Origin of the sequence: Burkholderia sp. GbtcB21 (assembly GCF_019091065.1) — a bacterium.
GTDB lineage: Bacteria > Pseudomonadota > Gammaproteobacteria > Burkholderiales > Burkholderiaceae > Burkholderia > Burkholderia pyrrocinia_C.
Window position 1 is genome coordinate 122,585 of the sequence record NZ_JAGXKA010000013.1, and the last position, 17,723, is coordinate 140,307.

20 protein-coding genes are annotated in these 17,723 nt (G+C 62.6%); 12 read left to right on the top strand and 8 right to left on the bottom strand.

Going from position 1 to position 17,723, the window contains the following annotated elements:
• Positions 1-186: 186 nt before the first annotated feature.
• Positions 187-390, bottom strand: coding sequence for a cold-shock protein (locus tag KVT39_RS26015; protein ID WP_027780910.1), 204 nt, complete (start codon positions 388-390; stop codon positions 187-189).
• A gap of 559 nt (positions 391-949) precedes the next feature.
• Complete coding sequence (locus KVT39_RS26020; protein WP_217590514.1) at positions 950-2,395, bottom strand: DEAD/DEAH box helicase; 1,446 nt, start codon at positions 2,393-2,395, stop codon at positions 950-952.
• A gap of 389 nt (positions 2,396-2,784) precedes the next feature.
• On the opposite strand from KVT39_RS26020, the gene KVT39_RS26025 reads away from it, so the two are divergent.
• Together KVT39_RS26025 and KVT39_RS26030 are read left to right on the top strand one after the other, a co-directional pair.
• Positions 2,785-3,195 carry a VOC family protein gene (locus tag KVT39_RS26025; RefSeq protein ID WP_105392007.1) on the top strand — a complete coding sequence of 137 codons (411 nt, stop codon included), beginning with the start codon at positions 2,785-2,787 and terminating at the stop codon, positions 3,193-3,195.
• 307 nt (positions 3,196-3,502) lie between these two features.
• Positions 3,503-5,068, top strand: a complete 1,566-nt coding sequence (locus KVT39_RS26030; RefSeq protein WP_217590515.1) for a methyl-accepting chemotaxis protein — start codon at positions 3,503-3,505, stop codon at positions 5,066-5,068.
• A gap of 139 nt (positions 5,069-5,207) precedes the next feature.
• Here the strand turns inward: KVT39_RS26030 and KVT39_RS26035 are convergent, their stop codons facing one another.
• Positions 5,208-5,615: a DUF3224 domain-containing protein gene (locus tag KVT39_RS26035; protein WP_217590516.1), complete on the bottom strand. Its 408-nt coding sequence runs from the start codon at positions 5,613-5,615 to the stop codon at positions 5,208-5,210.
• 156 nt (positions 5,616-5,771) lie between these two features.
• Between KVT39_RS26035 and KVT39_RS26040 the strand changes: the two genes are divergently transcribed.
• Positions 5,772-6,416, top strand: coding sequence for an HD domain-containing protein (locus tag KVT39_RS26040; protein WP_217590517.1), 645 nt, complete (start codon positions 5,772-5,774; stop codon positions 6,414-6,416).
• 121 nt (positions 6,417-6,537) lie between these two features.
• Positions 6,538-7,782, top strand: a complete 1,245-nt coding sequence (locus tag KVT39_RS26045) for a trans-acting enoyl reductase family protein (protein WP_217590518.1) — start codon at positions 6,538-6,540, stop codon at positions 7,780-7,782.
• Between the two features lie 81 nt (positions 7,783-7,863).
• On the opposite strand, the gene KVT39_RS26050 is transcribed toward KVT39_RS26045, so the two are convergent.
• Entirely contained in the window at positions 7,864-8,742 is an 879-nt protein-coding gene (locus KVT39_RS26050) for a LysR substrate-binding domain-containing protein (protein WP_217590519.1), read from the bottom strand.
• A gap of 132 nt (positions 8,743-8,874) precedes the next feature.
• Here KVT39_RS26050 and KVT39_RS26055 point away from each other — a divergent pair, with 132 nt between their 5' ends.
• Entirely contained in the window at positions 8,875-9,507 is a 633-nt protein-coding gene (locus KVT39_RS26055) for an FMN-dependent NADH-azoreductase (RefSeq protein ID WP_217590520.1), read from the top strand.
• An 81-nt stretch (positions 9,508-9,588) separates the two neighbouring features.
• Here the strand turns inward: KVT39_RS26055 and KVT39_RS26060 are convergent, their stop codons facing one another.
• Positions 9,589-10,206 carry a LysE family translocator gene (locus tag KVT39_RS26060; protein ID WP_105392014.1) on the bottom strand — a complete coding sequence of 206 codons (618 nt, stop codon included), beginning with the start codon at positions 10,204-10,206 and terminating at the stop codon, positions 9,589-9,591.
• Between the two features lie 67 nt (positions 10,207-10,273).
• Between KVT39_RS26060 and KVT39_RS26065 the strand changes: the two genes are divergently transcribed.
• The 6 genes from KVT39_RS26065 (at position 10,274) to KVT39_RS26090 (ending at position 15,396) form a co-directional block, all read left to right on the top strand.
• Positions 10,274-11,197, top strand: a complete 924-nt coding sequence (locus tag KVT39_RS26065) for a LysR family transcriptional regulator (protein WP_217590521.1) — start codon at positions 10,274-10,276, stop codon at positions 11,195-11,197.
• A gap of 427 nt (positions 11,198-11,624) precedes the next feature.
• Positions 11,625-12,629 (top strand): MerR family transcriptional regulator, encoded by a 1,005-nt coding sequence (locus KVT39_RS26070; protein ID WP_217590522.1) that lies wholly within the window; start codon positions 11,625-11,627, stop codon positions 12,627-12,629.
• A 53-nt stretch (positions 12,630-12,682) separates the two neighbouring features.
• Positions 12,683-13,540 carry an alpha/beta fold hydrolase gene (locus KVT39_RS26075; protein WP_217590523.1) on the top strand — a complete coding sequence of 286 codons (858 nt, stop codon included), beginning with the start codon at positions 12,683-12,685 and terminating at the stop codon, positions 13,538-13,540.
• A 189-nt stretch (positions 13,541-13,729) separates the two neighbouring features.
• A complete protein-coding gene (locus KVT39_RS26080; RefSeq protein ID WP_165948170.1) occupies positions 13,730-14,476 on the top strand; it encodes a MipA/OmpV family protein in 747 nt (248 codons plus the stop codon).
• Positions 14,477-14,657: 181 nt separating this feature from the next.
• The gene (locus KVT39_RS26085) at positions 14,658-14,930 is read left to right on the top strand and encodes a hypothetical protein (protein WP_217590524.1); all 273 of its coding nucleotides are present in this window, start codon (positions 14,658-14,660) and stop codon (positions 14,928-14,930) included.
• Positions 14,931-15,063: 133 nt separating this feature from the next.
• The gene (locus KVT39_RS26090; RefSeq protein WP_217590525.1) at positions 15,064-15,396 is read left to right on the top strand and encodes a cupin domain-containing protein; all 333 of its coding nucleotides are present in this window, start codon (positions 15,064-15,066) and stop codon (positions 15,394-15,396) included.
• 162 nt (positions 15,397-15,558) lie between these two features.
• Here the strand turns inward: KVT39_RS26090 and KVT39_RS26095 are convergent, their stop codons facing one another.
• Positions 15,559-15,858 carry an H-NS family nucleoid-associated regulatory protein gene (locus tag KVT39_RS26095; RefSeq protein ID WP_034182467.1) on the bottom strand — a complete coding sequence of 100 codons (300 nt, stop codon included), beginning with the start codon at positions 15,856-15,858 and terminating at the stop codon, positions 15,559-15,561.
• 283 nt (positions 15,859-16,141) lie between these two features.
• Here KVT39_RS26095 and KVT39_RS26100 point away from each other — a divergent pair, with 283 nt between their 5' ends.
• A complete protein-coding gene (locus KVT39_RS26100; RefSeq protein WP_217590526.1) occupies positions 16,142-16,630 on the top strand; it encodes a RidA family protein in 489 nt (162 codons plus the stop codon).
• Between the two features lie 44 nt (positions 16,631-16,674).
• Here KVT39_RS26100 and KVT39_RS26105 read toward each other — a convergent pair whose 3' ends face one another.
• Together KVT39_RS26105 and KVT39_RS26110 are read right to left on the bottom strand one after the other, a co-directional pair.
• Positions 16,675-17,079 (bottom strand): cupin domain-containing protein, encoded by a 405-nt coding sequence (locus KVT39_RS26105; RefSeq protein WP_217590527.1) that lies wholly within the window; start codon positions 17,077-17,079, stop codon positions 16,675-16,677.
• A gap of 4 nt (positions 17,080-17,083) precedes the next feature.
• The gene (locus KVT39_RS26110; protein WP_217590528.1) at positions 17,084-17,563 is read right to left on the bottom strand and encodes a carboxymuconolactone decarboxylase family protein; all 480 of its coding nucleotides are present in this window, start codon (positions 17,561-17,563) and stop codon (positions 17,084-17,086) included.
• Positions 17,564-17,723: the final 160 nt, after the last annotated feature.

Consider the following 17,723-nt stretch of genomic DNA (forward strand, 5'->3'; position numbering starts at 1 on the left):
GGAAAGCGAAAAAAGGGCCTTGCAGCCAGAGGGGAGAATGAAGTGCAACGAGGCGTGTGGCGCTTGGCAAGCTGCTGAATAAACAGATGCAGCTAAGAGCGATCGCGCCAACTTTGGGAGAAAAAGGCTCCGCGAGGGTGTCGCTGCAACCCGGCGTCCGTTTCGGGAGGCCGGGTTCTTCAAACTTTACAGCGGCTGGATGTTGGCCGCTTGCAGACCCTTCGGGCCTTGCTTCGTTTCGAAGCTCACCTTCTGATTTTCAGCCAGCGTCTTGAAGCCGTCGGTCCGAATTTCGGAGAAGTGTGCGAACAGGTCGTCGCCGCCCTTGTCCGGAGTGATGAAGCCAAAGCCTTTGCTGTCGTTGAACCACTTGACGATACCGGTATCCATGAAGAATCCTTGAGAAAAAAATACGGAGATTTGCTCTGTTGAAGAGCGCATGAAGCGTCAAGGAGGGAGAGGACAACGAATACCGCTGAGGAGCGAGCAATTGATGAACAGCAATCGAACTTCTTGAACTTCGATGCACACACTAACCGCCGGATAGTGCCAGCGTCAATAATTATCTTGTAACTGTGTTGCCGGGCGGTCCGTCTTGCGGGTGAAGCGATGTGGCCCTGCGTGGCTGCGCGCCATGCCTGGCATGGCGCGCAGGTTAGGAAGAGCCTAAGCCGGTCGGTGATTCCGAACGACCCGAAGCGGTAGTTCGCGATGCCGATCAAATGACGGCTTCCGTGTGAGAAGCGGCCACATTCGCCGGAGACGGCCTCGATCGGGCGCTCGCTGCGCACGATTTCAACGTCCGTTCGGCCGCGAAGTTGTTGCGAATCCTGGATACAGTGTGCCGTTATCCGTCGACCCGATGCGCGCCGAAGCCGCGCCGCGGCCTGCCAGCGGGGGCCGCAAACCGCCGGCCTGTTGCGAGGCTGGCGTGACTCATCCCAACGAATCAGGGTTGACGCTTGCCGCGGCCGCCAGCGGGTTTGCCAGCCGGCTTGCGTGAACCCGCAGCCGGTTTGCCGGCGGGTTTGCTGCGTGGCTTCTGCGCGCTGAATGGGTTGCCGCTGGACGAACTTGTACCTTTCCCCGCGGCTACAGCACGCTGCGCCGCCGGCTTGCGCTTGTTTTCGCCACCTTGCGGGCGCGGTTTTTTGCCGGGCGCCTGCATGGCGCCCGGCGCAGCTTGCGGCACTTTGGGCTTCTTGGGCTTTTTGGGTTTCTTGATGATCTGCCCCGTTGCGCTGGTTTCCGGCACGCGGTGTTCGGCTTCGAAACCCGGCTCTTCTTCACGGGGCAGCGTTTGCCGGATCAGCGCTTCGATTGCGGCCAGTTGCGGCGCTTCATCGGCACACACCAGGGACACCGCCACGCCGCTGGCGCCCGCGCGGCCGGTACGGCCGATACGGTGCACATAGTCTTGCGCCACGATCGGCAGATCAACGTTGATCACCAGCGGCAGGTCGTCGATATCCAGCCCGCGCGCAGCCACATCGGTGGCGACCAGCATATTGACTTCGCCCGTCTTGAAGCGCTCCAGTGCACGCAGGCGCGCGGGTTGCGGTTTGTCGCCATGGATGGTGTCGATCGCATAGCCCGCTTCATCCAGCATGGCCGCCAGGTAATCCACGCCTTTGCGGGTCTTGACGAACACCAGCGCGTGCTCCCAGTTGTTCTCGGCCACGAGGTGCATGAAGAGGTCGGGCTTGTTCCTTTTATCCACCGGCACCACCCATTGCTTGATCTTGCTGGCCGTGGCATTGGGCGGGCTGACGCTGATATTGACCGGGCTGCGCAGAATGCCCGCCGCCATCGTGCGGATTTCGTCTGAAAACGTGGCTGAGAACAGCAGGGTCTGGCGCCGGGCGGGCAACGCGGCAAAGACGGCGTCGAGTTCGCGCGCGAAGCCCAGATCCAGCATGCGGTCGGCTTCATCCAGCACCAGCGTCTGTACCTGATCGAACTGCACGGCGTTCTGGCGATTGAGATCCAGCAAACGGCCCGGCGTGGCAACGAGCACATCCACGCCTTTGCGCAACTTCATCATCTGCGGGTTGATACTCACACCGCCGTAGGCGGCCAGAAATCGCAGGTCGAGGCCCTTGCCGTAATCGATAAAGCTTTGCAGCACTTGATCGGCCAGTTCGCGCGTGGGCACCAGCACCAGAACACGTGCGCGGTTGCTGGACACCGCCGGGCCGTGTTGCACCAGCCGTTGCAACAGCGGAAGCGCAAACCCCGCCGTCTTGCCGGTGCCGGTCTGTGCCGCGGCCATGACGTCCTTGCCACCGAGCACAGCAGGAATCGCCTTGGCCTGCACCGGCGTAGGTGTCTGGTAATTGAGGTCCTGCACATTACGCAGCAAGGGATCGATCAGGCCAAGCGAGGCAAAAGACATGGGCGTATTCCGGGCTAAAACCGCAATTCTAGCGGTTAGCGCGCCGATTGAACCGCGCACATCGATGGTCAACGAGATCGGTGTCGATTGCTACTGAAAAACGTAGCGGTGCCGGGCGCCGCGTGCCGCGCACCCGCATCGCCACCAACTGCCCGAAACGAGGCCGGAGGCTCGCCGGGCCATCCGTGATCGAATCTGTCGCGGTAACGAGAATCAGGAGAAGTCGAGGCGGTACGAATAGGAATGCTTATTTCGCAAGATCGTGGAACCGACAGGCGACTGAACCATGCCGGTTGCCGACGAACGCAATCGGCCGTTGCCTCTCCCTTTGCAGACCTTCGGCGCCCGGAGGACAATACCCCGGGAAATCTCGTCGGAGGCAGCGCGACATGACCAAATTTCAGCCCGATGGATGGCATACCATCACGCCTCGAATCGTCGTCCGGGATCCGGAGAACCTGATCGAGTTCATCCGGACGGTGTTTCGCGCACAGGGCGAATTCCGCGCCGGGCTGCCTGCCGAAATCCGGATCGGCGATTCCGTCGTGATGATCAGCGGCGGAGACGGCCTGCGCGATCCGATGCCGGCGTTTCTGTACGTCTATGTCGAGGATGCCGATTCGACCTATCGGCGAGCGATGGCAGCGAATGCGATCTCGCTCGAAGTTCCCGCCGACATGCCGTACGGCGACAGGCGCGCGATGGTGAAGGATCCGTGGGGAAACACATGGCAGATTGCCACGCACCAGCGCGACTTCCCGGTTGACGGGATTCGTTCAAGGCTGGCCAACGACGGATAGCCGATGGTAGCGGTGCAGCGCGCGCTCCGAGGGTTCCGCTTTCCGTCCGCAGTTGCCCGAATTCTGCCCGCGGCGCTCCGCCATCACCGCTTCGCTCGACAGCGAACGCACCGGCTGCACGCAGCTTCCGCGCCCAATTTGTCGCAATCGTCAAGATTCGCGTCGCGTGCAGATAAAACCTTCCCGCAGACCCCGCCGTTAACCCGTTCGTAGCCCACGCGCCGCGTGTTGCGATGCAGCGCTCGTCTTTCGTGATCCGGAATCCACATCCGCCGCTGGCCGCGCGTGGTCGGCGCAAGGGAACGTCATGCGAAAACAATTCACCATCCGTGGCGGACTCGTCGCGACCATCGCCGGCTATACCGTGCTGCTCGTGCTGGTGGTCGGCGCATGCATCGCCGGCCTCTACGTGAGCAATGGCTCGCTCGAGGCGATGTACCGCGACGATACCGCGTCGCTGCTGCACCTGAAGACCAGCTCCGAGCGGATGCTCGTGCTGCGCGAACGCATGAGCGACGTCGCGCAGATCATCAGCGCGGGCCAGCCGGCCAAGGCGGAAATCGCGCAACTGCATACGCTCCTCAAGCAGAGCAACGACGAACTGGACGCCTACACGCGCCTGCACGTGCGTGACGCCAATGAGCAGGCGCTGTTCGACACGCTGCAGAACCGCCGCCGCGCGCTGCTCGAGCGCGTGTTCCTGAAGGCGCTGTCGCAGCTCGACGGCGACGACGCGTTCAATTTCCTCGATACGCAGCGCACGGCGCCACCGGCGCTGTTCGCTGCGTACCAGGATGCGATCGACGCGCTCGAATCGTTCCAGGTCGCACGCGAAAAAGCCCGCTACGATGCGGCCGGCGTCAATTTCCACCGGATCGTGTGGGGGATGGCGGCGGTAGCGGTGCTTGCGCTCGTCGTCGGCTTCTTTGCGCAGCGCGTGCTCGCGAAGGCGATCATCGAGCCGATCAATCTCGCGGTCGATCAATTCGAAAAGATCTCGAAAGGCGACCTGACCGGAACGGTCGTCATTCCCGGCGCAAACGAAATGGCCTATCTGCTGAATGCACTGAAGCGGATGCAGGACGGCCTCGTCGACACCGTGAACCAGGTGCGCGCGAGCACCGAGACGATCGTCGGCGACGTCCGCACGATCGCAAGCGGCAACGTCGACCTGTCCGCGCGCACCGAGCAACAGGCGGTGTCGCTGCAGCAGGCGGCGGCGAGCGTCGAGCAACTGACGGCGGCCGTGCGCCAGAATGCGGACAACGCGCGCGATGCCCGCAGTTACGTCGAGGGCGCGGCCGGCATCGCGTCGCGCGGCGGCGACGCGATGCGGCGCGTCGTCGAGACGATGTCCGAGATTTCGCACAGCTCCGCGCGGATCTCCGGCATCGTCGGCGTGATCGAGAGCATCGCGTTCCAGACGAACATCCTCGCGTTGAACGCTGCCGTCGAGGCCGCACGTGCCGGCGAGCAGGGGCGCGGTTTCGCGGTCGTCGCGACGGAAGTTCGCGGGCTCGCGCAGCGTTGCGCGTCGGCGGCGAAGGAAATCAAGGATCTGATCGGCAATTCCGCGCGACGGGTCGAAGACGGCAGCGGCCTCGTCACGCTGGCCGGCTCGGCGATGACCGAACTCGTCGCCGCGGTCGAACGCGTGAACGCGATCATGAGCGAAACGAGCAATGCCTTCGAGGAACAGTCGTCGGGCATCGAGCAGGTGAACGCCGCGGTCATCCAGATGGAGCAGACGATGCAGCGCAACGCCGCGCTGGTCGAGGAAGCGGCGGCCGCGGCGCTGTCGCTCGACGAACAGGGTTCACGGCTGAGCGCGGCGGTCGCGCAGTTTCGGCTGCGTGACGAGGCGGTCGCGTGACGTACTGATGTCCGCGACCGCAGCCGGGTTGTCGATGTCGATTGCTTTCGTGACGCGCTGATGAATGAGGCCGCTGCTTTCCGTACGGCGCGCGAGAGGCTGGAGCGCGTCATCGTCTAGCGGCACTCTTGATGTCGATTCACTGCGGTGATTCGGGCAACGCGTAGTCGAAGATGTACGAATGCCGGCCGTTGTCGATGTTGATGATCATCGAGCCGGAGAGCCCCAGCAATTCTCCCGCTCCGGAATCGGGCACGACGGTGATCGATTGCTTCGGCTGCCCACGGGTCATGGTGGAGCTGTGCTGCAGGACAAAGCTGCCTTGGCGGCCACCCAGCGTGCCTTGCACGGTTTCCATCGCGACGTAGCCCGCGGAGCCCTGAACACTGCTTCGAAACGCGAGCATCTCGCCGTGGCTGACGGCTTCGAGGTCGCCGTGAAATTGCTTGTCGAGCGACATGCGGCCGAGCCCGGTGTTTTCCGCGACGCTACTCAGCGATTCCGGATTCAGCTTCACTTCAAACGGACCGTTGGCCTGCAGTTTCATTGCAAATCTCCTCGTCGAATGGGCACTCCGCACTATAAGCCAATCGGGTTCCGTCGGACGGAACGGTTTGCTTTATGCACTCGCATCGACCGCGGATCGTGTGCCGCGTCGCGCTTGCGGCGATAATCGGCATTCAGTCTTTCATCATCCGCACCCGTGACGACATCTGCGTTTGCCCCCTTTCAGGATTTGGCCGAGACCTTGCTGGCTCACTGGAACGACGCCAACGGCGACGGTTCCCATGACACTTCGCATCTGCAACGCGTGTGGAAGAACGCGGCGGCGATCCATGCCGTCGAGGGCGGAGACGCCGAAGTGCTGTTTGCGGCAACGCTGCTGCACGATTGCGTCGCGGTAGAGAAAAACTCCCCGCTTCGGCCGCAGGCGTCGCGGCTGTCGGCGGAAAAGGCCAGGTTGGTGCTGAAGTCGCTGGATTGGCCGGACGCGAAGATCGATGCGGTCGCGCATGCGGTCGAAGCGCATAGTTTTTCGGCCGGTGTTACGCCGATGACGCTGGAAGCAAAAACGCTGCAGGATGCCGACCGGCTCGATGCGATCGGCGTGCTGGGTGTCGCACGTTGTTTTTATGTCGCCGGCCGGATGGGCAGTGCGCTGTATGACCCGGCCGATCCGCACGCCTCGGCACGCGAACTCGACGACACGCGATTCGCGATCGATCACTTTCGCACGAAACTGCTGAAGCTGGCGTCGGGTTTTCAGACTGCGACCGGTGCCCGTTTGGCGAACATCCGCCATGATCGCTTGCGCCGGTTTCTTGATGAGTTTGCCGACGAGATTTGATTGTGCCGACGGTGGCCTCAGATCCTGAACCTGCCGACGCCCTTGAAGGCCTTCGATGAACCCGGAAAGCAACGCTAATGGCACGAACGCTCGCGACACGCCCACGCCGAAGGAACCGTCCATGACCCAGCCGACGCTCGATCTCGTCGTATTTGGCGCCACCAGTTTCGTCGGGCAGATCCTGACCCGCTACCTGTCCGAATACCTGTCGGGCGCCGGCGAGACGCTGCGCTGGGCCATTGCCGGCCGTTCCGAAACGAAGCTCAGGCAGGTCAGGGATTCGCTCGGCGCGGCGGGACGGTCCGTGCCGATCATCGTCGCCGACGCGGCCGACGAAGCGCAATTGCGGGCGCTCTGTGCGCAAACGCGGGTGGTCGTATCGACTGTCGGACCCTACGCGCTTTACGGGGAGCCGCTGGTCAGGGTCTGCGCGGAAACCGGCACCGACTACTGCGACCTTACCGGCGAGACGCAGTGGATCAAGCGGATGATCGAAAAATACGAGCCCGCGGCCCGGCAATCGGGCGCGCGCATCGTTCATTGCTGCGGGTTCGATTCGGTTCCGTCGGACATGGGCGTGTTCTTCCTGCAGCAACAGGCAATGCAACGGTGGGGCGTGCCGGCCGGGCAGGTGAAGATGCGCGTCCGAACGCTGAAGGGCGGCGCGTCGGGCGGTACCGTGGCGAGCGTGATCAACGTCGTCCGGGAAGCTGCGGCCGATCCCGCGTTGCGCAGAGAACTGCTCGATCCTTATTCACTGTGCCCGAAAGGGCATGGCTTCACGGTGCGGCAGCATGCGGTTCGATCGGCTGAATTCGATCGCGACTGCGACGCGTGGATCGCGCCCTTCGTGATGGCGGCGATCAACGAGCGTGTCGTGCATCGCTCCAATGCGCTCGCGGGCAATGCGTACGGCAGCCGGTTCACCTATGACGAAGCCGTGATGACCGGTACGGGCCTCAAGGGCCGCCTGGCCGCGCTGACGATGGTGGCGGGCCTCGGCGCGTTCATGGTGGGCGTCGTCATCAAGCCGGTGCGCAGCCTGATGGAGCGCTTCCTGCTGCCGAAACCCGGTGAGGGCCCGAGCGCCGCGGCTCAAATGGCCGGCCGCTACGACTTGCGTTTCTTCGGCCGCACCGACGACGGGCGAACCTTGCGCGTAAAAGTCACCGGCGACCGCGATCCGGGTTACGGCTCCACCGGCAAGATGCTGGGCCAGGCCGCGATCAGTCTTGCGCTGGATTGCGGCAGGGACGGCATCAAGACCGGGCGCGGCGGCGGTTTCTGGACGCCCGCGACGATGTTCGACGAGCGCTTTGTCGAGCGTCTGGTTCGCCACGCGGGGTTGCGTTTCGAGGCGATTTGAGCGCGATTCCTGTTGCCACCCGGCGTTATAGGGCACCTTCTTCGCGGCGCCGGCCTGCGCATCAGGCGCGAAGGAAGCTCGCTACGGCCGGTTGCGCTTGCCTGCCCCCGTGCGAACCGCGGCTTCATCGGAAATCGTCGCGGCGAATTCGACGGCGGCCGGCATCCGGGCGTCATGCATCATCACGAATTCCGTGTCCGGCAGTTCCGGCAACCCTTCGGGCCCGGCCAGTTCGCGAAGCGTGTCGTCGATCGCACTGCGTGGCACCGGTGCGATCGCGATGCCGGCGCGCGCGAACGTCAGGATGCCGGTGACGCTCGGGCTTTCGCATGCGATCCGGTAGCGCATGCCGGCCAGCGCGAGCGCCTTGATGGCGGCACCTCGGTACGGACACGGATCGGGAAAGCATGCGAGCGGGACATCGCCTTCCGGCAGCGGCTCGTGGCGCGCAAATGCCCAGACGAGCGGTTCCTGCCACAACGTCGCGCCCTGGCCCGAGTGCGAACACCGGCTGCCGATCACGAGATCGAATTCGCCGTTGGCGTGCCGTCGAAACAAACTGTCGCCGATGTCGACCGTCAGATCGAGCCGCAAGCCGCGTCGCGCGGCGCTGTAGCGGCGCATCGCGTCGGGTAGCCAGCCTCCCGCGAAATCCTCCGATGCGCCGATACGCAGCTTGATCTCGACTGCGCCGTCGGGCCCCAGCCTGGACCGGGCTTCCTCGCTCAGGTTGAGCATCGCGCGAGCGTATCCGAGCAGCGTCTCCCCATGCGCGGTGAGCGTGACGCTGCGCGTATTGCGCACGAGCAGCGCACGGCCGACCTGTTCTTCAAGACGAATGACCTGGGCGCTGACCGCGGATTGGCTGAGATTCAGCCTGCGACCGGCGCCGGTAAAGCTCCGCATGTCGGCGACCGCCACAAACGTATGAAGCAGCGCCGTGTCGAGGGGATGGCTCATTGATCACCAGATCGGGTTAATTCAATCAATTAATAGCGTTTCAAAATTATAGGCCGATTCGATAATCTGCGAATCGTAGTGGGCGGCCGCGCATCCCGCGCGTCGCCGTCACTCTTGGCGAGGACAGGCTCCATGACACGCGTGCTCTATATCGAAGGTTCACCCAACAAGGCCTATTCGGCGTCCATCGAAGTGTGTCAGGCATTTCTCGATGCATACCGGCACGCACATCCCGATCACGAGATCCGGAAGCTCGACATCTGGGATCTGGCGATGCCCGAGTTCGACGCAGCCGCGCTGGCCGCGAAATACGCCGGATTGAGCGGAACTGCGTTGACGCCGGAACAGGCCGCGGCGTGGCAGCAGATCGAGCAGCTCGCGGCGCCGTTCCATGAAGCGGACAAGTTCCTGTTCGGTGTGCCGCTGTGGAATTTCAGTATTCCATACAAACTCAAGCACCTGATCGACGCGATCTCGCAGAAGGACGTGCTGTTCACGTTCGACGGTTCGGGTTTTGCCGGCAAGCTGGCCGGGAAAAAGGCGGCGGTCGTCTATGCGCGCGGGCTCAGCTACGAGTCGCCGGGTTCGTTTACGCCGGCCGCCGAGTTCGACCTTCAGCGCCCGTACATGGAAACCTGGCTGAAGTTCGTGGGCGTGAAAGACATCACCGGCATCGTGGTCGAGCGCACGTTGTTCGGTCCGGACGGAAAGGTCGATCGCAGCCGTGCGATCGACGAAGCCCGTGCGATTGCGCGCGCGTTCTGAATAAGGCAGCCGCGCTTCGCATCCGGCGCGTCAGCGGAACATGCCTGACGGCCGCCTGGAAGCGCGGACCGGACACGCGAATCAGCGGCCGCCACGCGCGATGGCGAGCGCGACGCCGAAGCCCACGAGCAAGCCTCCGAAGGTGCGGTCGATCCAGTGACGCAGCGACAGCAATCGCTCGCGGACTGCCGTGGCGGAGAAGCAGACGGCCACCAGGCTGAACCAGCCCGCATGCGCGAACGCGATGAAGGCGCCGTAGCCGATCTGCACGATCAACGGCGTGTCGGGCCGGACTGCCTGCATGAACAGGCTGACGATGAATACCGTGGTTTTGGGATTCAGCACATTGGTCAAAAAACCGGTGCGCAGCGCCGCCAGATCGGACAGCGGCGCCACATTTACGGTGGGTTGCCCGGTGTCGGCCTTCGCCATGAGCATCTTTGCGCCGAGGTAGATCAGGTAGATCGCGCCGACGAGCTTGACGGCATTGAAGAGCCACAGCGATTGGCGGATCAGCAGGCCCACGCCCAGCAGCGTGTAGCTCACGTGGACCGTCACGCCGAGCCCGATGCCCAGCGCAGTGAGCAGGCCCGATCGGCGCGACAGCATCAGGCTGTTGCGCGTGACCATCGCGAAGTCCGGCCCGGGGCTGATGACGGCCAGCAGCGTAATGGTGACTACAACTATCAGTTCCGTCATCGCGTCGTCCTTTCGATTGATGTCGTCATGGCACAATCTTAGAGACCGTATTCCATCCGGAAAAGCGATGATTTCTGACCAGAATGGTGAGATTGACTCACAACAAGTCCGTACAAACCTGCCGTCGCTGATGGCGTTGCGCTGTTTCGAGGCGGCGGCGCGTCACGAGAATTTCAGCCGTGCCGCCGACGAACTGTGCGTGACTCACGGCGCGGTCAGCCGTGCGGTGCGTCTGCTCGAAGACGACCTGGGTGTGGCGCTGTTCCAGCGGCGCAGCCGTCGTGTGTTCCTGACCGACGCGGGCCGCAAGCTGGCCCAGGCGGTGCATGACGGCCTGGGCCTGATGCGTCACGCCGCGCACGAATTGCGCACCGAGGCCGCCCGCGCGCGGCGTTGGGTTCTGTCGTGCGAGCCCACGCTGTTGATGCGTTGGCTGATCCCGCGCTGGCCGGATTTTCAGGCCCGATACGCGGGCGTCGATATCCACCTGGCCGCTGCGGGCGGGCCGTTTTCGTTCGACAGCGGCATCGACATGGCTATCCGCCGCAACGACTTTGCGTGGCCAGCCGGTTATCACGCCGAGCGTCTGTTTACCGAGAGGGTGGGGCCGGTTTGTCGGCCGGACAAAGTCGATGCGTGGTTTTCCAGTGGCCGCGGTGGTTACTTGTTGAAGCCGGATGCTCCGCAATTGCATACGCGGACCAGGCCGGACGCGTGGAAGGAATGGGCGGTGGCCGCGAATCGGCCGGCGGGGAGCGGGCGGCGGCAGATGTTCGACCATTTCTATTTCAGTCTGCAGGCGGCTGTCGCGGGGCTGGGGGTTGCCATCGGCCCCTGGCATCTCGTTTGCGACGATCTGGAAAGCGGTGTGCTGGTCGCGCCGATGGGTTTCGTGGAAGACGGCTCGCACTACTGCTTGTTGACGCCGGAACCCGTGACGGCCGGAAGCGCGCAGTCGGATCTGCTTGCGTGGTTGAAGGCAATGGTTTGACGGGTGCGGAAGGGTGCTCGGAGATGGTCGGCTAACGACGAACGCGATCGGCTGCTTCCGGCTGCAGATTCAATCGGTCGTGACCTCGGGCATCTGGCCGAAAGGCGAACTTCACGCTCGCACGTCCGGGCCGCTGGTAAACTCGGGCGGCCAAGACAACTTTTCCCGGTCACATGAGCACTCGACGCACCGACGCACCTGCCAACGTCACTTCAATGATGCGCAGGCCTTTGCGCCTTGTGTGACGAGGCTGGAATCAGAAAGCTGCGCTGGAACCTACGCCAGCGAATTTCTGAAAGCCGTTGCTGTGTGTTCAGGAGCAGAAATTCGCCCGGAACGCGCCAGTCACGGCCATCGAGCAATTCCCACTTCCCTATCCGCCAGACTCCATATTGTTGACGGAATTTCTATGCCATTAACGGTTGGCATGCTTGCCCGACGTTGCGGCATTACCGTCCGCGCGTTGCACTACTACGATCAGACAGGTCTGCTGAAGCCGATCGGCCGCTCTACGTCAGGCTATCGGTTGTACGACGAGGCCAGCGTATCGACGATCAGGACGATCCAGGCGCTGCGTGGTCTGGGCCTGACACTGGATGCGATCGCGCAGATGCTGCGCAACCGGCAGCTCGCGCTGGCGGAAGTGATTGCCGAGAGCCGGCGCGCAATCGACGCTGAACTGACAAGGTTGAATGCGCTGAGCGAGCGGCTCGGGGTGCTGCAAGCGGCCTCCGATTCGGGCATGACCTGGCGCGATGCGGACTGGCCGGACACGCTCGCGTTGCTCGATCGGTATCGGGAACACTTCAACACGTCGGAAATTGCGACGATCCTTGCGCGTTGGAAGGACATGGAAGCGGCCTTGTCGACATTGTTTTCGGACGTGCGCGACGCAATGGATCGGCATGTCCCGCCGGACTCCCGCGAAGCGCAAAAGCTCGCGTATCGCTGGCTTGCCGCCGCGATGAAATGGATGGACGGCGACATCGGTATCACGCGGCGCTGGCGGCAGTTGCATGTCGGCGCGGCGCCGGCTCCCGACCATGCAGGGCTCGATCACACGCTGATCGCCTATATCGAACAGGCGACCCGTCTGCATCTGGCGGCCTGGCGGCGCCACCTGACGGACGACGAACTCCAGCGCCTCGACAAGACGCTGTCGGCCGAATGGATCACGCTCGGTGCAGACATCAGACGGGCGATCGCCTGCGGCGCCGACAATGGAGATTCCGCTTCGCTCGCGAGCCGCTGGCACTCGCTGCTCGAACGAACGGCGCGCGGCGACGTCGCGCTACGCCGCAAGCTGCAACAGGCACTGCGTGACGAGCCCATTCTGCAAGCCGGCCATCCGATCGATTCCGACGTACTCGCATGGCTGCAACGTCAGGGAGCCGTCATTGCCGACGACGGCAACGATGAGTTTGGCGCTTGACCCTCACGTGGACGTCAGGGTTCATGCTGGCGTCTTTTCATCGGAGGAAGCGCATGGACCCCATACCGGACGAACTGAACGAGTTCCGGATCGGTGCTCGTCCCGTTCGAGCAATGCGGCTGGACGGCGGTATCCTGGCCGCGCAAGTGGGTAGCGGACCGCCAGCGGTCGTCGTACTGAATGGCGGACAAGCCTTCGTCTCGAAGGCGACCCCGCGTCGGCTGCGGCGCGACCTGCGCCGCGTTGCCGGCATCCTACCGCCCGACACGCCGTTCGTACTGCTTGGATATCCCGACAAGCCCGGCGCGCAATACCGGATCACCGACATCGTTGCGCATATCGCGCGCGCGATCGCCACGCATTGGCAGTGCACGACGCTCATCGGCATCTCGTTCGGAGGCGTCGTCGCGGCGCGCCTTGCGGCTGCCCATCCGGAACTCGTCTCACGACTCGTGCTGGTCTCGAGTGCGCATCGCCTGGCTCCGGACGGCTGTCGACTGGTCGAGCAGCAAATCATTCACGCTACCCGCTCCGAGTTCGTACGCCTGCTCGATACGATGTCCGGATGCTTCCGCGCGGGCTGGCGCAACCTGCTCCTGCGCGCTGCGTTGCTCGGCCGACGCCGCAGCGTCGCGTCGTCGGTCAACGCCAGACACGTCATAGTCCGCACCCTGCGCGCGTTGCGTGACGACGCACACGACGGTTCGCCGTGGCCCCGCCAGATCCGCGCAGATACGCTGATCGTCGGCGGCACCGCCGACCCGATCTTCGCCGACGCGGCGCGCGAAACGTCCGCGTGGGTGCCGTCGGTCACTCATCATGCGCTGCCAGGCGAAGGACATATGGTGATGATCGAGCGCCGGAGGCAGGTTGCCCGGCTCGTCCGGGACTGGCTCGATCCGCGATCCTGATCTTCGCGTTCACGGTACACGTCCGGGCTCGATCGTCTCGTTGATATCCACGAGGCCAGCCCACTGTCTTGGGGATCCGTGCGTCCCCGGATTGCCGTCGTCCCCTCATGGGATTTCTGAAACGGCTTTATAGACCATCTATTTCGTCAAAGAATCAAAATAATGTCCCAGATTTTCAGCCGCTATTGCATTCCGCTCGCCACGCTGACCTTTGCTGTCACCGCACATGCCGAGAACGAATATACGCTTTCGCTTGGCGGTGGCATCGCGCCGCGCTATCAAGGCAGCAATCAGTATCGAGGCGTCATCGGGCCGTCGTTTTCCGCCGTATTTTCCGACGGCTTTTTCATCAGCTCCACAGGCGGGGCAGGCTACCGCTATACATCGCCGCACGGCATGTTCGTGTCCGCATCGATCGGCTACGCGGGCGGGCGCAAGGATTCGAACCGTTTTAGCGGGGATGGTTCGGATTACCTGAAGGGCATGGGCAACGTGCCCGGTTCGGTGATCGCACAGTGGCGGGCAGGCGTGCGCGACAAAGAGGGCGTCGAACTGTCGGTGACGATCGATGCCCCGATCACGCACACATCGCGCGGGTTCGCCGGACACATCGATCTGGCGGTGCCGCTGCTGCATGCGGGCAAGAATCAAATCGTCTTGACGGGAGCCGCACACGCGGCGACAGGCCGTTATATGCAGACATTTTATGGCGTGACGGATGCGCAGGCGGCGTCAAGCGGATTCCGGCCGTATTCATTGACCGGCGGATTTCATGGCGCGTCGATGTCGTTCGCGTGGACGCACGCCGTGTCGCAACATTGGTCGGTTGTTGCAACGGCCGGGACATCGCGAATCCTTGGCCGCTACGGCGACAGCCCCATCGTGCAGACGCGGAGCAATTACTATGGGGGCGCAGGCATCAATTTCCGATTCTGAAAGAGGCCGGGAAATTTCCCGGTTTTTACACTGCTGTCGAATGTCTCAAAGTGGCCGGCGGCCATCTGAAGTGTTTCAGAACGGGACTTTGGCTTGGTGATCCCGAATGGGTGCCGTGAACTTTCGCGTCCGCACTTGATGTTGCGGATTCGATCGTGCAGCTGAATGTTGGCGGGTCGATATGATGATCGAACCTGGAACGCGCGAATGGTGGGCCTACAAGCGGGATCCGTCGATCAAGCGATCGCGTGCCGAAATGGTGATGCGAACCGCCGACGATATCCCGTATCTGAATCCGTCCGCGGTACTGCTGTTCAAGGCCAGGGATAGGCGCCCCAAAGACCAACAGGATTTCGATAGGGTATTGCCGAAACTGCCGGTTGGCGAACGCGCCTGGCTAAAAGGCTGTCTCGACGCTCTTCACCCCGGTAATGAATGGGCGCAGGCGCTGTAACGGCCATTCGTCATCTTTTTGCGTGCATTCATCGACGCGTTTTTAAATAATGATGTCCGTTGGACTGCAGTGAACATTCCCGGCACCATTGAACCTGCTTTCTTCAAACGAAGGTCAGCGACGAGGTCAAATCATGCAACTTCAAACCGGCAACCTGTTCAGCGTCGAAGGGCAGCGCGGCGGCGACGAGCGGATCGACATCCTCGTCACGGGGCAGCGCCTGAATGTCGAGCGGATCGTGTCGATGGGGCACGCGAGTCCCGACGGGTTCTGGTATGACGACTCGCGCGCCGAATGGGTCGTGCTGCTGTCGGGGGCGGCCGTGCTCGAGTTCGAAGAGGGTTCGACGCGGCACGACATGCGCCCCGGCGATTACGTGCTGATCGAGCCGCATTGCCGCCATCGCGTCGCGTGGACGCATGAAGAAGAGCAAACCGTCTGGCTTGCGATCTATTACGAACGCTGAAGAAAGTATCGGCGCGCGACGCAATCTGGCGATGAGCCGGCGCGCCACGCGCTGAATGAGACAAATCGCCATCAACCCGGAGCGGTCTTTGAATACCGCCGGTACCGATGCCCAATATGCCGGACAGCGCGCTGAACCGCGCGCCGGTGCGCGTCGAGAACCTTATTCCTGAATCAGGAATCGATTGCGATTCTTCGCATCCTTGATCCATGCGGGCGCACGGCCACGGCCGGACCAGGTTGCCCCGGTCTTCGGGTCGCGATACTTGGCCTGCACGGGGGCGGCTGCTTGCTTGGCCGACCGGCCTCGACGTACGCCGAAAATGTCCTTCTCGGTAATGCCGAATTCCGCGACCTTGGCGCGGATGTCGTCGACGATCGACTGGAATTCCGCGGCGCGCGCTGCTTCGGCTTTCTCGGCCAAAGCTTCCATTTGAGCTTTCAGTTCCTTGTAAGTTGCCATATATCGCTCTTGGGGTTGTGTGTTCACACATGATAGCGGTTTCAATCGGAAATGATGAGGAAATTCTCTCCGACTACGAATTCCACCGGCGATATGGCGCACAAGACTGCTTCGAACACCTGAAAAGTGCGTCGCATTTGGCGAACGCGTACATGATTGCCGAGAAGCACAAACGGTCTGGTCACGTCTCTTTGGCCGTTCGAGGCGGAGCCTATCCTTCGGGACACACCCCTGAGACTCAATTATTCTTTATCTTTTTTCGGAAGAATCGGGGAATTCACTGATGAACAGAGACGATAAGCTGCGGCAGGTGGCGGCCGAATTTGGATTCGATCCGGACGAGGAGATCAGGATCGGCGGAAAGTACACGCCCGTTCTGGTCGACGGGCGCACGGCCTATATTGCCGGCCAGATTCCCCGGGTGGGAGAAGTGGTGCATTTCGTCGGCGTGGTGGGTGAAACCGTTTCGCTGGACGACGGTCGCCGCGCGGCCGGAATATCGGCGCTGCGAGCGCTGTCGCTGATCGGAAAGTATTGCGGCACGCTCGATGCGATATCGGCTGTTCCGCGCATGACCGTGTACGTGCGAAGCGCGCCCGGCTTCGCAATGCAAAGCGAAGTGGCCGACGGCGCGTCCGACGTTTTGTACGCGGTGCTCGGCGACGCGGGAGTCCATACGCGCTCTTCCGTCGGCGTGCTGCAATTGCCCAAGGGCGCGTCGGTGGAAGCGGATTTCATTTTCGCGCTGCAGCGTAGCAATACGGGAAACTGATATATCCACGACCCGGCATGGCCGGGCCAAGGCGAGCGACTGCGCTACTGCACGGGCGTAAGGACCGGTGCACCTTTGTTCTTGATCAGGAACACGACGAACCTTGCCGGCTTTGTGCTGCTGGCATTTCGTCCGACCGTGTGCACGTCTTCCGGGCCTTCGTGGAACGTGTCGCCGGCGTGGAGGGTGATCTCCTTGCCGCCGTTCAGGCCCATCACGATACTGCCGTCGAGCACGTAGACAAAAGCGTGCGCATCGTGACGATGAACGGGATCGACGCTGCCGGGCGGATAATCCACGACGATCATCTGGACTTCCTTGCCCGGATACTCGGGCAACGACTGTGTGGTCAGCGGCGTGACCTTCGCTTGCGGTGCGGCGGCGACCGGCTGAACGGCCATCAGCAGCGACGATACCAGCGGCGCAAGAACAAGCATGATGCGTTTCATGTCGTCACTCCAGGTTGGCCTTGTCGAGCCCGAACATCTTGTCGAACGAGCCGGGCGCGATGCGGAACGCGACATTCAGCCGGTTCCAGCTGTTGATTGCGCCCACGAGGAAAGTGAGATCCGACAACTCCTTCTCGGAATAGTGCGCACGGACGCGCTCGTAGAGGTCGTCCGGCACGCCATGCGTGGGGAGGTGGGTCAGTGCGTCGGTCCATTCCAGCGCGGCACGCTCGCGCGGCGAAAACAGGGGCGACTCGCGCCAGATCGCGACGTGATGCAGGCGCAATTCGCGCTCGCCGTGGATTTTCGCCATCTTGATGTGCATGTCGACGCAGAATGCGCAGCCATTGAGCTGCGATGCACGAATCTCGACGAGCTCGCGGACCGGCGCCTCGATCGTCGTCTTTTGAAACAACCCTTCCAGCTCGACGAGCTTCTTGGTCAGTTCCGGCGATTGCTGAAAGTAGTTGATACGTTGCGTCATGATCTGTTCTCCTGATCTGTGGAAGTGCTACTGCCGAACCTGCGTATGACGATTCACCGCAGGAACTGCCTGGCAACCATCGTAGTCGCGTGCCTCAGGGGGCAGTAGTGCCGGGAACGTGTGCACTATGTTGTCGCTTCGGCACCAATCGCTCGTCGGG